Genomic DNA, 15,532 nt, shown 5'->3' on the forward strand with positions numbered 1-15,532 from the left:
TCGCTCCTCACCGGGTGGACCGGTCGCCGAGCAGCGCCCGGACCTGGTCGTCGGACATGTCCTGGATCTTGGCGGCGAGCAGGGCCTCGACCTCCTCGGCCAGCTCGGCGACCACGGGCCGGTCGAACACGACGCGGACCGGGAGCTCCACGTCGAAGCGGTGGCGCACGCGCGCGGTGAACCGGGTGGCCAGCAGCGAGTGCCCGCCGAGGTCGAAGAAGTCGTCGTCCGCGCCGACGCGCGGCACGCCCAGCAGCTCGCGCCACATGGCGGCGATGGCCTCCTGGGCGGGGCCGCTGGGCGGGGTGAAGCCCGCGTCGTCCGCGCCGTCCACGTCCGCCGGGAGGCTTGGCTCGGGCAGGCGGGCGCGGTCGACCTTGCCGTTGGCGTTGAGCGGGAACACGTCGAGCACGACGACCCGCGAGGGCACCATGTGCGCGGGCAGCCAGTCGGCGAGCGCGTCGCGCAGCGGCTCGGGCCGGGGAGGGTCCTGGGCGTCGGCGGGCGTCACGTAGCCGACGAGCTGGTCGGCCTCGCCGAGGCGGCGCAGCAGGACGGCCGCGTCGCGCACCAGCGGCGAGCGGCGCAGCGCGGCCTCCACCTCGCCCAGCTCGACCCGCATCCCCCGGATCTTGACCTGGTGGTCGTCGCGGCCGACGAACTTCACCGCCCCGTCCGGGCGGCGGTAGCCCCGGTCGCCGGTGCGGTAGAGGCGCCCGCCGGGCTCGAACGGGTCGGGGCCGAACGCCGCCGCCGTGGCCGCCGGGTCGCCGAGGTAGCCCCTGGCCAGGCCGACGCCGGAGATGTGCAGGTCGCCGACCTCGCCGAGGGGGACCTCGCGCAGCTCGGCGTCCAGGACGCGCACGTGGTTGCCCGTCATGGGCAGGCCCACCGACGTGGCCCCGGTGTCCTCGGCGTCCGCCGGGCCGCAGGTGTGGTTGGTGGAGTCGATCGAGACCTCGGTGGCGCCCCAGGTGTTGTGCAGCCGCGTCGACGGCAGCAGGTCGAGGAAGCGCCGGACGGTGGTGGTGGGCAACGCCTCGCCGCTGGAGGTGACGTCGCGCAGCGCCGACAGGTCCCAGCGGTCGCGGTCGCGGGCGATCTCGTCGAGCAGCGCGGCCAGCATGGTGGGCACGACCTGGAGGTAGACCGAGCGGTGGCGGTGCAGGCCGTCCAGGACGGCGATCGGGTCGCGGTGCGCGCCGGGGTCGAGCAGCGCGACGCGCGCGCCCGCCGCCAGCGGCCAGAACAGCTCCAGCGCGGCGTCGTCGAACGTCAGCGTCGTCTTGTGCAGCACGGTGTCCCCCGGCGCGAGCCGGTGGGCGCGCTGCGACCAGGCCATGCGGTTGACCCAGCCGCCGTGGCTGCTCGCGACGCCCTTGGGGACGCCGGTGGAGCCGGAGGTGAAGTAGACCGACACGAGGTTGTGGCCCGCCGCGCGCCGGTCGGGCGGGGTGGGCGCGGGTTCGGCCTCGGGGGCGAGCGCGGTGACGTGGCCGGGCAGCAGGGCCCGGTGCCGGTCGGAGACCACGCACGCGCGGGCGCTCGCCGCGGTGGTGATCCGCTCGATCCTGGCGGGTGGGAGCTCCGGGTCCAGCGGCAGGTACGCCCCGCCCGCCTTGAGGATCGCGAGCAGCCCCACGACCATGCCGAAGGAGCGGTCGACGCACAGCCCCACCACGTCGTCCACGCGCACGCCCGCCGCGACGAGGCGGTGGGCCAGGCCGTTGGCGCGGGCGTCCAGCTCCGCGTAGGTGAGGCAGGTGTCGCCGTGCACGAGCGCCTGGCGGTCGGCGCAGTCGGCGACGCGGTCGGCCACGAGCAGGTGCAGCCCCCGCTCCGCCGACGGCGAACCGGCGCGGGCCCATTCCCCAGGATCGATCACATCAGTCCCCCACCACGACAGGACGAGGCCGGGCAGCGGCACGCCACCCCGATTACCGACAATGATTCAGAACAACGATTCAGAACAGCGAATTCGACCAGCACTCGGCCAATGCGGAAAAACGTCGACCGCACCGCCCGAACCAGAGCACCTTCCGTGCCGATCACCGGCACCTGCGATCCCACAACTTCCTAGCACAGGGCCCGACGGGCTCGCAATCATCGCATAGCCGACCGAAGGGTCCGCCCGAACCACCCTTGCGCAGCCTTGCGCGACCCGATCCGTTCGGGTAACCGCGTTTCCCGCCTTCCGGGTGTTTGACCCGCGCCGGAAGTCATGCATACTGGCCACGACGTCATGCCGGAATTACGGGGGTATCGGGGTGCGGCCGGCCCAGGCGGAAGAAATACGGAAGTGTTTCGCGAACTGCTCGAAGGGCGAGGCCACAAAGCTCAGCCTGCCGCCGGGGTTCGAGTCGACCGACTGGGCGAGCACGGATTTCCTGGGGTGGACCGATCCGCGCGCGGTCAACAACGCCTACCTCGTGCTGCCGCGCGGCGACGAGCTCGTGGGGATCGCGCTGCGGGCCAACAAGGCGCGGGCGGGCGCGCTGCGCAGGTCGGTGTGCGCGTTCTGCGTGACCACGCACGCCATGTCGGACGTGGTGCTCTTCGCGGCCCCGAAGGCGGGCGCCAGCGGGCGCAACGGCAACACCGTCGGCACCTACGCGTGCGCTGAGCTGGGCTGCTCGTCCTACGTGCGGGGCAAGGCCCGCCCCGCGGTGCCGCAGCCGGGCGAGAGCGCGACGCTGGAGGAGCGGCTCGCGCGGATGCTCGGCAACATCGGCCTGTTCGTCGACAGGGTGCTGGAGGCGTAGACCGCCCCGCAGGGCATCACCGGGACTTCCGCTGGAGGGCGCGTGGCGCACGAGGCTGTCCGGACCACCGAGCGAATCGCACCGCTGCCCCCGGCCGCACTGGGCATCTGGTTCACCGAGCAATTCAACGGGCCGTCCGCCGTTTATCACATCTCGTTCACGCACCGCCTGCGCGGGCCGCTCGACCCCGATCGCCTGGACCGCGCGCTGTCGGCACTGGTCCACCGGCATGAACCTTTGCGCTCGCGGATCGACCTGATTGGCGACGAGCCGCGACAGCGCGTGCTGAACCCCGCGCCTTTCTACGCCGAACGGGTCGAATCAAAAAGCGCGGGCGAACTGTCCGCCGAGACGGAGCGGCACATCGCGGAACACCGGTCGCGACCATTCAGGTTGGCCGAGCGCGATCCGTTCCGGGTGCTGCTGGTCCGCCTGGGCCCGGAGGACCACGTCCTGTCCGCCGTGCTCCACCACATCTGCGCGGACGGGTTGTCGCTGCCGGTGCTGTGCGCCGACCTGGCGGCGTTCTACGGCGGGCTGGAACCGCCCCCGCTGCGCGCGGGGTACAGCGACGTGGTGGAGCGCAGGCTGACCCGGCCGCCGGACGCCGAGGCCCTGCTGCGGTGGCGGCGGCGGCTGGCGGGCGCGCCGCCGCTGGAGCTGCCGACCGACCGGCCGCGCCCGCGCGTGCGGGGGACCGCGGGCGGGCACGTGCCGCTGCGGGTGGGGCCGGAGCTGGTGGAGCGGGCGCGGGAGTGCGCGCGGCGGCACGGCGCGAGCCTGTTCATGGTGCTGCTGGCGGTCTTCCTCACCGCCCTGCGCGGGTGGGGCGGGCAGGAGGACCTGTCGGTGGGGGTGCCGCTGTCCGGGCGGGAGGGGCCCGAGGAGGAGGCCATGGTGGGGCTGTTCACCAACACGGTGGTGATGCGGGTGGACGTGTCGGGCGCGCCGTCGTTCCCGGAGCTGCTGCGCAGGGTGCGGTCGGTGGCGTTCGACGCCTACGACGACGGGGACGTGCCGTTCTCGCACGTGGTGGAGGCGGTGTCCCCGCCCCGCGACCCGTCGCGGACCCCGCTGTTCCAGGCGGTGTTCACCGTGCAGGACTTCGCGGAGGACGATTTGCGGCTGCCCGGCGTGACGGCCGAGCCGCTGCCCTCCCCCGGCGGCACGAGCGAGTTCGACGTGGAGCTGGAGCTGGCGCTGGACGGGGCGGGGCTGGTCGGTTTCGTCCAGTACGCCGCGGACCTGTTCGACCCGGCCAGCGCCGCCGCCTTCGCCGACGACTACCTGGCCTCGCTGCGCCGCGCCGTGGAGGAGTCCCGGTGAGCGGGGCGCCGGTGAGCGGGGTCCCGGTGAGCGTCCCGGCCGAACTGGCGCGGATCGCCGAGGCCACCCCCGACGCGCCCGCCCTGCTCGACCGGGACCGCGCGCTGAGCTTCCGCGAGCTGCTGTCCGAGCTGGACCGGGTTGCCGGTGGGCTGGCGGTGCCCAGGGGCGCGCTGGTGGCGGTGCTCGCCGAGCGGCACTGGACGACCGTGGCGGGCGCGCTGGGCGTGCTGCGGGCGGGCGGCGCGTACCTGCCGCTGTCGCCGGGGGACCCGCCGGAGCGGCTGCGCGAGGCCGTGGCGGAGGCGGGGGCGGTCGCCGTGCTGGGGCGCGGCGCGGCGCGGGTGGACCTGGGGGCGCCGTTCCTGGCGTACGAGGGGCTGCGCGGGACGGCGCGCGCCACCACCGGCCCGGAGGACCTGGCGTACCTGCTGCGCACGTCCGGTTCCACCGGCAGGCCGAAGGGCGTGCTGGTGCCGCACCGCGCGGTGCTGGCCGCGGGGACGGCGCTGAGCGCCAGGTACGGGATCACCCCGGCGGACCGGGTGCTGAACCTGACCCCGCTGATCTGGGACACCGCCGGTGAGGAGATCTACGCGACGCTGTTCGGCGGCGCGGCGGTGGTGACCGACTCCCGGACGGAGCGGGCCTCGGCGCGGACCCTGCTGGACGTGGTGGCCGAGCGCGGGGTGACGGTGCTCAACCTGGCCACGGCGCTGTGGGCGGAGCTGGCCGATCACGTGCTGACGACGGGCGAGCGGTTGCCGCCGTCGCTGCGGCTGGTGGTGATCGGCGGCGAGGAGGCGCGGGCGCGCACGGTGCGCCGGTGGTGCGAGCACGTGGACGCGGAGCTGGTCAACGCCTACGGCCAGACCGAGACGGTGATGGTCACGCACGCGGCGGACCTGGGCGGCGCCGTCGGCCGGGCGCTGGAGGACGACGACGTGGTGCCGATCGGCCGGGCCCTGCCGCACATCAGGGAGGTCCTGGTCCCGGCGGGCGAGGGCGTCTTCGAGCTCCTGGTGGGCGGGCCGTCGGTGGCGTGGGGCTACCGGGACGCGCCCGCGCTGACGGCGGACCGCTTCCCCCCCGGCGCCGGGGACCGGCTCTACCGGACCGGCGACCTGGTGCGGGTGGGCGCTGCGGGTCTGGAGTTCGTGGGCAGGGCGGACCGGCAGGTGAAGGTGCGCGGGGTGCGCGTGGAGCCCGCGGAGGTGGAGCGGGCGCTGGTGTCGTGCGCGGGCGTGGCGACGGCGGCGGTGTTCGCGGTGGGCGGGGAGCGGCGGTCGCTGGTGGCCGTGTACGTCCCGTCGGCGCGGGACGCCGCGACCCCGGAGGGGCTGCGCGAGGCGCTGCGGGCCAAGCTCCCGGAGAGCCTGCGCCCGCACCACGTGCACGCCCGAGCCGACCTTCCGCTGACCGCGACGGGCAAGGTGGACGTCGGGGCGCTGCGGGAGCTGTACGGCGGGGCGGAGGTGGGGGCGGGGGCTGGACCGGGGCCGGACGCGGGATCGGAGGCGGGCGCGGGATCGGAGGCGGGGCCGAGGCCGGGCGTGGGATCGGAGCCGGGCGCGGGGCCGGACGCGGGGCCGGACGCGGGGCCTGGCGCCGAGTCCGCGCCGGACTCGGACCCGGACGCGGAAGGCGCGTCGCTGCTGGAGGTGGTGACGTCGGTGTACCGCGAGGTGCTGGCCGCGAACGCCACCGGGGACTCGTCCTACTTCGACCTGGGCGGCGACAGCCTGCTGGCGATCCGCCTGATCTCCCGCCTGACGGCCAGGACCACCACCCGCCTGACGGTGCGGGAGGTCTTCGAGCACCCCACCCCCCGCTCGCTGGCCGAGCACCTGGGGCGCGCGGTGTGATCGCCGCCGTGGCGGTCTCGTCCCGCGGGGGCGCGCCGTGCCCGCGCGCACGTCCGAGCGACCACCGGGCGGGCAGCAGGGGCCTGGCGTTCCCGGCGCCGACCGACCGGCGGGTGTCGGTGGTGCGCCACGGGCGCCCGGTGAGGCCGAAGCCGAGGGCGCTGTGCCGGTGACCGGGGCGGACGTCCGGCGGATCGCGCTGGCGCTGCCGGGGGTGGTGGAGCGGGCGTCCTACGGCACGCCGGGCTGGCGGGTGTCGGACAAGCTGTTCGCACGCCTGCACGAGCAGGACGGCGTGCTGGTGCGGCTGGGCGCGATCGACGAGCCGGAGCTGCGCGAGGTGCTCACCGACGCGTGGCGCGCCCGAGCCCCGAAGCGGCTGGTCGCCGAACTGGCCGAGCCCGACGGGTGATCAGCCGCCCGCCCCGCGCGCGCCCCTCCGCGCGGGGCGGCCAGGAGCACGGGGGACGGGGCGGAATTCGACGTCGCCCACAATCCCGAACCGAACGGTCGAGATCGCCGATCCCGCGCGTGTCGCGTTTGCCAATTCGCCGGAAATCTGTTCTCCGCAGCGCAAAACCGCAGGCAGGTCAGGGTTTCCCGTTCATCGCAAGCCAGTGAGACAACCCTCTCTCCTCAACGCTTCCACCCCCGCTTTCCCGCCCCCGAACCCCTAGCATTCCGCTTCGCCGAGAACCGGACGGCCCGGTCGGACCGGCACAGCGAGGCGAGGTCACCAGCATGAGCCCGACCCCCGACAGCCGTCGTTCCGCGATCGCCGAGGAGCAGGCGTTCCTGGACACCGCCACCGCGCTGCGCGACCGGCTGCTCGCGCGGTTGGCGGACGAGGTCGCCGACGCCGCGCTGGACGGGGACCGGGCGCTGCACCGGGTGCTGCGGGCGCAGCACGACGAGCTGCTGCTGGCGTCCGACCGGCTCGTCTTCGGCAGGCTCGACGGGCTCGACGGGGTGGTGTGGCGGATCGGGCGGGTCGGGGTGCGGGAGGACGACGTGCGCGCCGAGCCGCTCGTGCTGGACTGGCGGGCGCCCGCCGCCCGGCCGTTCTACACCGCCACGCCGGTGGACCCGCAGGGCCAGGCGCGTCGCCGCCACATCCGCACCGAGGGCGCGGTGGTGGTCGGCGTGGAGGACGAGCCGCTCGACGGGTCCTCCGCCTCCGACCTGGTCGGCGAGGGCGCGCTGCTCGCGGCGCTCGACCGGCGGCGCACCGGGCGGATGTCGACGGCGGTGTCGACCCTGCAGCGCGAGCAGGACGAGGTGGTGCGCGCCGACGCGTCCGGGCCGCTGATCGTGCAGGGCGGGCCCGGCACCGGCAAGACCGTGGTGGCCCTGCACCGGGTGGCGTACCTGCTGTTCACGCACCGGCAGCTGGCGGAGCGGGCGGTGCTGGTGCTCGGGCCGTCGCCGCGCTTCCTGGACTACATCGCGCAGGTGCTGCCCGCGCTCGGTGAGACCGCCGTGGTGTCGGCGACCTGCGACACCCTGGTGCCCGGCGCCGAGGTGACCCGCGCCGAGGACCGGGTGGTGTCCGAGATCAAGGGGCGCGCGGCGTGGCAGCGGGCCCTGGAGGAGCGCGTGGCGGCGCTGCGGCCCCGGCCGCGCGACCTGGAGCTGCGCTGGGAGGGCGAGCGGCACGTCGTGGACCGGGCGGTGGTCGCGCAGCTGCTCGCCTCGGTGCGGGCCAGGCCGCACCACCGGGCCAGGACCGCGTTCGCCGAGCAGCTGCACCAGGTGCTGGCCGAGCTGATCGCCGAGCACCGCGAGGCCGCGCTCGCCGAGGTCGAGGAGGGCTTCGAGGACATCCTCGCCCGCGTCGACCGCGGCCTGGGCGGGGCCGCCCACGACGGACCGGCCACCGGCAGCGACGTGGACGGCAGGCTGTCCGAGGAGGAGGTGGACGAGCTGCGCGCGGCGATCGCCGAGCACCCGACCATCGCCCGGTTCGTCGAGCACTGGTGGCCGACCCTGGACGCGGGCGAGGTGCTGCGCGGGTTCCTGGCCGATCCGGTGCCGCTGGGCGGTTTCCTCACGCCGGGGGAGGTGGCGCTGGTGGTCGCCGAGCCGCGGGGGTGGTCGTCCGGCGACATCCCGCTGCTCGACGCGGTGGCCGACCTGCTCGGTGACGCGGACCCCGCGCGCGGGCGGGCGGAGTCCATCGCGGACCGGGCGCGGGCGCAGCGGGGCTGGACGTACGGGCACGTCGTGGTCGACGAGGCGCAGGAGCTGTCCGAGATGCAGTGGCACATGGTCCTGCGCCGCTGCCCGGCCCGGTCGATCACGGCGGTCGGCGACATCGACCAGGCCGAGGCGTCGCACCGGCACACCAGCTGGGCGCGCGCCGTCCACGCCACCCTGGGCGAGAGCTGGACCGCCGCCGAGCTGACCATCTGCTACCGCACCCCGAGCGAGGTCATGGCCCTCACCGCCCCGGTGCTGGAGAAGGCGGGCAGCCGCAACACCCCGCCGCGCGCGGTCCGCTCCTCCGGCGTCACCCCGTGGGAGCGCTCCACCACGACGGCGGACCTGCCGGGCGCGGCGCGGGAGGCGGTGGCCGAGCTGGCCGGGCGCCGGCGGGGCGGAACCGTCGGCGTGGTCACCGCCCGCGCGCACGTGGCGCCCCTGAAAGCCTTGCTGGGCAACGAGTTCCCGGTCCTCACCGCGACCGAGGCGAAGGGCCTGGAGTGGGACGCGACCCTGGTGGTGGACCCGGAGGGCATCACCGCCGAACCACGCGGCTGGAACGGGCTGTACGTGGCGCTGACCCGGTGCACGCAGGAGCTGGGGCAGCTGCGGATCGCCTGAGCCGGGTGCGGCCCCCGCACCCGGCGGGGGCCGCACGGCGGGATCACCCGCGCCCCGCCTCAGACCCTCGCCACCGCCTCCTCCCGCGCCTCCTCCTCCACCGCCAACCGCCGGGCCAGCTCCTCACCCTCGATGTCCACGTTCGGCAGCACCCGGTCCAGCCACCCCGGCAGCCACCAGGCCGCGCGGCCGAGCAGGGACAGCACCGCGGGCACGAGCGTCATCCGCACCACGAACGCGTCCACCGCCACCCCGAACGCCAGCGCGAAGCCCAGGGACTTCACGATCGCGTCGTCGGCCAGCACGAACCCGGCGAACACGCTGATCATGATCAGCGCGGCGGCCGTGACCACCCGGACGCCGTGCCGCATCCCGGTCACCACGGCCTCGTCCGGCGTGGCGCCGTGCACGTGCTCCTCCCTGGTCCTGGTCACCAGGAACACCTCGTAGTCCATCGCCAGTCCGAACAGGATGCCCACCAGGAAGATCGGCATCAGGCTGATGATCGGCCCCGTGCTGTCCAGGCCGATCAGCCCGGCGAGGTGCCCGTGCTGGAACACCGCGACCAGCGCGCCGAACGAGGCGGCGATCGACAGCAGGAAGCCCAGGGTCGCCTTGAGCGGCACCAGGACGCTGCGGAAGACCAGCAGCATCAGCACGAACGCCAGCCCCACCACCACCGCCAGGTACGGCAGGAGCGCGTCGGCGAGCCGCTCCGAGACGTCGATGTCGAGCGCCGTGGAGCCGGTGACGGACAGGCGCGCGCCGTCGGGGTCCGGCAGGTCGCGGATGGCGTGCACGAGGTCCTCGGTGGCCTCGCTGGTCGGCGCGCTGAGCGGGATCACGGTGAGCAGGGCGGTGTCGCCCGCCGGGTTGGGCACGGCCGGGCTGACGGCGGCCACGTCGTCGAGCGCGGCGATCGCCCGCCCGGACCGCGAGGCGACGCCCTCGGCGTCGGCGGATGCCTCCACCACCACGGTCAGCGGTCCCTGGAACCCGGCGCCGAACCCGGCCGCGAGCTGGTCGTACGCCTTGCGCTGGGTGGAGTCCACGGCCGCGACGCCGTCGTCGGGCAGCGCGAGCCGCAGGTCGGCGGCGGGCAGCGCGATCGCGGTGAGCGCGGCCACGGACAGCACCACCGCGAGCCACCGGTGCTTGACCACGAGGCGCGCCCAGCGCTCGCCGAGCGGGGTGGCCGGGGCCTTCCCGGCGCGACGCCGCGCGGGCTTGATCGCGCGACCGGCGAAGCCCAGCAGCGCGGGCACGAGGCTGAGCGTGGCCAGCACCGCGATCGCCACCGTGCAGGCGGCGGCGACGCCCATGGCGGCCAGGAACCCGAGGCCGGTGACGGTGAGCGCGGCCAGCGCGATGATCACGGTGAGCCCGGCGAAGACCACGGCGGACCCGGCGGTGCCGATCGCCCGACCGGCCGCCTCCTCCCGGTCGCGCCCGAGCTCCAGCTCGCCCCGGTAGCGGGAGACGACGAACAGCGCGTAGTCGATGCCCACGGCCAGGCCCAGCATGGTGGACAGCGCGGGGGTGGCGGCGGACAGCTCGAACAGGCCGGTGGCGATCTGGATGCCGGTGATGCCGAGTCCGACGCCGACCAGCGCGGTCAGCAGCGGCAGCCCGGCCGCGACCAGGGAGCCGAACGTGAGCAGCAGGACCAGCGCGGCCACCGCCAGACCGATCGCCTCGGCCGCGTGCCCGCCCGCGACCACGGTGGTCACCTGGCCCGAGTGCTCGACGCCGATCCCCGCCTCGCGCGCGGCGTCGCCGGTGGCCAGCAGCGCCTCCCTGGACGCGGTGGTCACGTCCGCGGGCGGCGCGTCGTAGGTGACCGTCGCGTACGCCGTGCGCTGGTCGGGCGAGATCGTGAGCGCCTCGTACGGCCCGGCCACCGAGGCGACCTGCGGCGCGCGGGCCAGCTCGGCCAGCACGGCCTCGACAGCGGCCCTCTGCTCGGAACCGGTCAGCACCCCGTCGTCGGGGGCGGTGAAGACGACCCGCGCCGAGGCGGTGGCCGGGGACGCGTCGCCGCCGAACTTCTCGCCGATGACGTCCATGGCGCGGGTGGACTCGGCGCCGGGGATGGAGAACGACTGGCTCGCCGGTCCGGACAGCTCGGCCGCGCCGATGCCGAACAGGGCGAGCAGGACCACCCACGCGGCGAGGGTGGTCCGGCGTCGCCGGAACGAGAACCGGCCGAGCCGGTAGAGCAGGGTTGCCACGGGTGGAGCCCTTCAGGTCTTGGGGGTGCTCGGGTCTGCGTCCACGATGGACAGCCGGACGCGGGAAGTCGTCGTCCCGCTGCGGTCCGCCGCGTACGGCGCTCGCGGTACGCCGCGCCCGTCCGGATACCGCAGGGGCGGGGCGACGCCCCCGGAGCCGTCGCCTACCGTCGGGGCCATGCGTGAGTCAGCCGTCGCCCGGATGCCCGTGTGGACGCTCAGGCACCGCCCGCTGGCCGGTGACGTGCTGCTGGCGGCGCTGCTGGTGGTCGGCGTGCACCACTCCGAGCCGGCGGGCCCGCCCGAGCACCGGTGGTGGACGACCGCGCTGGTCCTCGGCACGGTGCTGCTGCGGCGGCGGCGCCCCGAGGCGGTGCTGGCGGTGGCGACCGTGATCACCGCGATCGGCGTGGCCGCGCGCTGGCCCGCGCCGTCCGGCCTGTTCCTGCTGCTGAGCGTGCTCACCTACTCCGCCGCGCTGCACAGCCGCCACCGCCGCCCCTGGCTGCACGCCTGCCTCGCCTGGGGCGCCACGGCGCTGGCGGGCTTCGCCGCGGGGCCCGCGCAGTGGTGGTCGCCCGAGCAGTTCAGCCTGTTCGCGTGCGTCTTCGGCGGCGCGGGCATCGGGGACTCGGTGCGGATGCGGCACGCGTACGTCGCCGAGGTCACCGAGCGGGCCAGGCAGGCCGAGGAGACCCGCGAGCAGGAGGCCCGCCGCCGGGTGCTGGACGAGCGGCTGCGGATCGCCCGCGAGCTGCACGACGTGGTCGCGCACCACATCGCGGTGATCAGCGTGCACGCGGGCGCGGCCGGGCACGTGCTGCGCGACCGGCCGGACCAGGTGTGGCCGGTGCTCGGGCACATCCGGGGCGCGGCCGACGCGGTGCTCGACGAGGTGAAGTCGGTGATCGGCGTGCTGCGCGACCCGGACGAGGCGCCCAGCACCCAGCCGACGCCGGGCCTGGACCACCTGCCCGCGCTGCTGGCCGGCCTGGAGGCCGCCGGGTTCTCCGTGCGGCGCGAGGAGAGCGGCGCGCCGCGCAGGCTGCCCTCGGTGGTGGACCTGGCCGCGTACCGGATCGCCCAGGAGGCGCTGACCAACGCGCACAAGCACGGCGACGGCTCCGCCGAGCTGACGATCACCCGCACCCCGGAGGGGATCACCGTCGAGGTGGTCAACCGGATCGGGCCGGGGAGGGCGGGCGGCCCCGGTTCCGGGTTCGGCCTGATCGGCATGGGCGAGCGGGCGAGCGCGACGGGCGGCTCGCTCACCTCGGGACGCCTGCCGGGCGGCCGGTTCCGGGTGCGCGCCGAGCTGCCCGCGCCCGAGTCCGCGACGAGCTGGGACGACTCGGCCGACCAGCTCCCGACCCCGACCCCGATCCCGACCGGAGGACACCCGTGACGATCCGCGTGCTGCTGGCCGACGACCAGGCCCTGATCCGGGCGGGCTTCCGGATGATCGTCGACGCCGACCCCGGCCTGGAGGTGGTGGCCGAGGCGGCGGACGGCGCGCGGGCCGTCGAGCTGGCCTGCGCCTCGCGGGTGGACGTGGTGCTGATGGACCTGCGGATGCCGGACGTGGACGGCATCGAGGCGACCCGCCGCATCTGCGCCGACGAGCGGCTGGCGGGCGTGCGGGTGCTGGTGCTCACCACGTTCGACGACGACGAGAACGTGATCACCGCCCTGCAGGCCGGGGCCAGCGGCTTCCTGGGCAAGAACGTGGACCCGGCCGAGCTGGTCACCGCGATCCGGGTGGTCGCCGAGGGCAACGCGCTGCTGTCGCCGAAGGCCACGCGGGGTCTGGTCAGCGCGTTCGTCGCGCAGTCCCGGCCGCCCGCGGTCGCGGCGCCCGGCCTCGACCTGGTGACCGGGCGGGAGCGGGAGGTCATGGTGCTGGTGGCGCACGGCATGTCGAACGACGCGATCGCCCGGCACCTGTTCCTGTCCCCGCTGACGGTCCGCACGCACGTCAACCGCGCCATGGCCAAGCTGGGCGCGCGGGACCGGGCGCAGCTGGTGGTCATCGCCTACCAGAACCGCCTGGTGGCGCCCGGCGACCCGTCGCCCGCGGGCTGACCGCCGGGTTTCGGATACGCCCCCGATAGGCCCGGCGGGCTTGACTGCGCCCATGCCTGGAACGCCGCGCACGCGCGGGATCGTGCTCACCACCGTGGCCGTGCTGGTCCTCGCCTCGGTCCTGTTCGCCCTGCGCCGGCCGCTGATGATGGCCGCGCCCGCGTGCGCGGCGGGCCGGTGGCACGGGTGCCTGGGCACCGAGAACGGCGTGGTGCTCGTGACGCTGGTCGGCGTGCCGGTCGCCGTCCTGGCCGCGTGGGCGCTGGCCCGCCTCCGGGGCGCGGGGGCGTGGCGCGCCTCGGTGGCCGAGGTCGGGATGGTCTACGGGACGCTCCCGTGGTTGTGGATCACGCTGATGCCGGGTGAGCGCGCGGGCGAGGTCCCCGGCAGGCTGAGCCTGCTGCCGCTGCGCGACCTGCTGGGGATGGGGCCGCTGGGGATCGTGGGGAACCTGCTGGTGTTCGCGGCGCTCGGCTTCTTCGCGCCGGTGCGGTTCCCGGCGCTGGCGTCCGCACCGCGCGCGCTGGCGCTGGGCGCGGTCTGCTCGCTGCTGGTCGAGACCGCGCAGTACGTCCTCCAGCTGGACCGGGTGTCGTCGGTGGACGACGTGCTGCTCAACGCGACCGGCGCGGCGCTGGCCGCCCTGGCGTCCCGCCGCTGGTGGGCGCGCGCCCCGAGGCCGCGGCCAGCGGCAGCGCGACCGTGACGCGCAGGCCGCCCCCCGGCCTGGCCACCAGGCGCAGGGTCCCGCCGTGCGCGCGGACGACGCTGCGCACGATGGCCAGCCCGAGCCCGACCCCCGCGTGCTCGTCGGCGCGGGCCCGGCGCGCCCCCCGCTGGAACGGCTCGGTCAGCGTCGGCACCAGCTCCGGCGGCAGCAGCGGCCCGGTGTTCTCGACCTCCAGCACACCCGCCCCGCCCCGCTCCCCCGTGCGCACCAGCACCCGGCCGCCCGAGTTCGCGGGGAGGTTGTGCGCGACGGCGTTCTGCACCAGGTTCAGCACCACCCGCAGCAGCAGCTCCGCCGACCCGTCGACCACCGCCGCGCCGCCGGTGACGTCGAGCGCCGTCCCGCGCCGCTCGGCCAGCGGCAGCAGCGTCTCGGCGGCCTCCTCGGCCAGCAGGGACAGGTCGACGGGCTCGCGCGCGAGGTTCCCGCTGTCGCCCCTGGCGAGCAGCAGCAGCGCCTCGGTCAGGTCGATCGCCCGCCGGTTCGCGGTCCGCAGCCGCGCCAGCGCCTCGCCCCGGTCCCACGCCGGGTCGTCGTGGGCCACGTCGAGCAGCGCCTGGGTGATCGCCAGCGGGGTGCGCAGCTCGTGGGAGGCGTTGGCGGCGAACCTGCGCTGCTCGGCGACGTGCGCTTCGAGCTGGTCGAGCATGGCGTCGAACAGGTCGGCCAGCTCGCGGAACTCGTCCGCGCGACCGGGCAACCGCACCCGGTGCGAGAGCGAGCCGCCCGCCACCGCGCGCGCCGCGTCCGCGAGGCGGGTGAGCGGGGCGAGCACCCGACCGGCCAGGAACCAGCCGCCGACCAGCCCGAACAGCAGCAGCACCGCCAGCGCCACGGCCGCCGCGGGCCCGAACATCCCCACCAGCAGGTAGCGGTTCGGCGAGACGCCCAGCAGGCCCTGGTCGTTGTCGGGCACGTACCGCAGCAGGTACAGCCACACCACCGCGAGCAGCACCGCGCCGGTGACCAGCAGCAGCGCGGCGTAGCTGAGGGTCAGCCGGAGCCGCACGCTCAGCCCCGGCGGCCTAGCCACCGCCGGTGTCGATCCGGTAGCCCACCCCCGGCACCGTGGTGATCACCCACGGCTGCCCGAGCCGCTTGCGCAGCGCCGAGACGGTGATCCGCACGGCGTTGGTGAACGGGTCGGCGTGCTCGTCCCAGGCCCGCTCCAGCAGCTCCTCGGCGCTGATCACCCCGCCGCGCGCGGCCACCAGGACCTCCAGCACGGCGAACTGCTTGCGGGTGAGGGGGACCAGCCGCCCGTCGCGGAAGACCTCGCGGCGGAACGGGTCCAGCCGCAGCCCGGCGATCTCGTGCACCGGCGGCCTGGCGTGCGCGCGCCTGCGGTCGAGCGCGCGCAGCCGCAGCACCAGCTCGCGCAGCTCGAACGGCTTGGTCAGGTAGTCGTCGGCGCCCAGCTCGAACCCGGACGCCTTGTCGTCGATGCGGTCGGCGGCGGTGAGCATCAGGATCGGGGTGCCCCGGCCGGAGGCGACGACGCGCCTGGCGACCTCGTCGCCGGACGGTCCGGGGATGTCGCGGTCGAGCACCAGCAGGTCGTAGGCGTTGACGTCGAGCAGCTCCAGGGCGGTGCGGCCGTCACCGGCGACGTCGGCGGCGATGGCGGCCAGCCGCAGCCCGTCCCGGACGGCCTGGGCCAGGTGGGGCTCGTCCTCCACGATCAGCACGCGCACGCCGGGCAGCCTAGGCGGC

Annotated in this window: 12 protein-coding genes; 8 read left to right on the forward strand and 4 right to left on the reverse strand. The window is 75.6% G+C overall.

The genetic code is table 11. The features are described from left to right. Window positions 1-7: 7 nt before the first annotated feature. On the reverse strand, window positions 8-1,927 hold the full coding sequence (locus AMIR_RS22415) for a non-ribosomal peptide synthetase (RefSeq protein WP_015803234.1): 1,920 nt from the start codon (window positions 1,925-1,927) through the stop codon (window positions 8-10). Between the two features lie 340 nt (window positions 1,928-2,267). Between AMIR_RS22415 and AMIR_RS22420 the strand changes: the two genes are divergently transcribed. The 5 genes from AMIR_RS22420 (at window position 2,268) to AMIR_RS22440 (ending at window position 8,776) form a co-directional block, all read left to right on the forward strand. Continuing rightward, on the forward strand, window positions 2,268-2,762 hold the full coding sequence (locus tag AMIR_RS22420) for an FBP domain-containing protein (RefSeq protein WP_015803235.1): 495 nt from the start codon (window positions 2,268-2,270) through the stop codon (window positions 2,760-2,762). Window positions 2,763-2,804: 42 nt separating this feature from the next. Next, window positions 2,805-4,088, forward strand: a complete 1,284-nt coding sequence (locus AMIR_RS22425; protein ID WP_015803236.1) for a condensation domain-containing protein — start codon at window positions 2,805-2,807, stop codon at window positions 4,086-4,088. Continuing rightward, entirely contained in the window at window positions 4,085-5,953 is a 1,869-nt protein-coding gene (locus AMIR_RS22430; RefSeq protein ID WP_015803237.1) for an AMP-binding protein, read from the forward strand. The genes AMIR_RS22425 and AMIR_RS22430 overlap by 4 nt, the downstream gene beginning before the upstream one ends. Window positions 5,954-6,122: 169 nt before the next feature. Further along, complete coding sequence (locus AMIR_RS22435) at window positions 6,123-6,365, forward strand: hypothetical protein (RefSeq protein ID WP_041838179.1); 243 nt, start codon at window positions 6,123-6,125, stop codon at window positions 6,363-6,365. A gap of 329 nt (window positions 6,366-6,694) precedes the next feature. Continuing rightward, window positions 6,695-8,776: a HelD family protein gene (locus AMIR_RS22440; protein WP_015803239.1), complete on the forward strand. Its 2,082-nt coding sequence runs from the start codon at window positions 6,695-6,697 to the stop codon at window positions 8,774-8,776. Between the two features lie 59 nt (window positions 8,777-8,835). On the opposite strand, the gene AMIR_RS22445 is transcribed toward AMIR_RS22440, so the two are convergent. Then, on the reverse strand, window positions 8,836-11,007 hold the full coding sequence (locus AMIR_RS22445; protein WP_015803240.1) for an MMPL family transporter: 2,172 nt from the start codon (window positions 11,005-11,007) through the stop codon (window positions 8,836-8,838). 178 nt (window positions 11,008-11,185) lie between these two features. On the opposite strand from AMIR_RS22445, the gene AMIR_RS22450 reads away from it, so the two are divergent. The 3 genes from AMIR_RS22450 to AMIR_RS22460 are packed head-to-tail and all read left to right on the forward strand — an operon-like array spanning window position 11,186 to window position 13,795. After that, window positions 11,186-12,412 (forward strand): sensor histidine kinase, encoded by a 1,227-nt coding sequence (locus AMIR_RS22450; protein WP_015803241.1) that lies wholly within the window; start codon window positions 11,186-11,188, stop codon window positions 12,410-12,412. Further along, window positions 12,409-13,089, forward strand: coding sequence for a response regulator (locus tag AMIR_RS22455; RefSeq protein ID WP_015803242.1), 681 nt, complete (start codon window positions 12,409-12,411; stop codon window positions 13,087-13,089). Before AMIR_RS22450 ends, AMIR_RS22455 begins: the two co-directional genes overlap by 4 nt. A gap of 52 nt (window positions 13,090-13,141) precedes the next feature. Next, complete coding sequence (locus tag AMIR_RS22460) at window positions 13,142-13,795, forward strand: VanZ family protein (protein WP_015803243.1); 654 nt, start codon at window positions 13,142-13,144, stop codon at window positions 13,793-13,795. Here the strand turns inward: AMIR_RS22460 and AMIR_RS22465 are convergent. Next, window positions 13,704-14,852 (reverse strand): sensor histidine kinase, encoded by a 1,149-nt coding sequence (locus AMIR_RS22465; protein ID WP_015803244.1) that lies wholly within the window; start codon window positions 14,850-14,852, stop codon window positions 13,704-13,706. The genes AMIR_RS22460 and AMIR_RS22465 overlap by 92 nt on opposite strands. Continuing rightward, window positions 14,845-15,513, reverse strand: a complete 669-nt coding sequence (locus AMIR_RS22470; RefSeq protein WP_015803245.1) for a response regulator transcription factor — start codon at window positions 15,511-15,513, stop codon at window positions 14,845-14,847. The genes AMIR_RS22465 and AMIR_RS22470 overlap by 8 nt, the downstream gene beginning before the upstream one ends. Window positions 15,514-15,532 lie beyond the last annotated feature (19 nt).

This window comes from Actinosynnema mirum DSM 43827, from assembly GCF_000023245.1.
Classification (GTDB): domain Bacteria; phylum Actinomycetota; class Actinomycetes; order Mycobacteriales; family Pseudonocardiaceae; genus Actinosynnema; species Actinosynnema mirum.

What these genes read in the sequence shown, in the direction of transcription:
- AMIR_RS22440 (WP_015803239.1), top strand. Translation starts at nt 6,695, where the DNA reads ATGAGCCCGACCCCCGACAGCCGTCGTTCCGCGATCGCCGAGGAGCAG.
- AMIR_RS22450 (WP_015803241.1), top strand. Translation starts at nt 11,186, where the DNA reads ATGCGTGAGTCAGCCGTCGCCCGGATGCCCGTGTGGACGCTCAGGCAC.
- AMIR_RS22460 (WP_015803243.1), top strand. Translation starts at nt 13,142, where the DNA reads ATGCCTGGAACGCCGCGCACGCGCGGGATCGTGCTCACCACCGTGGCC.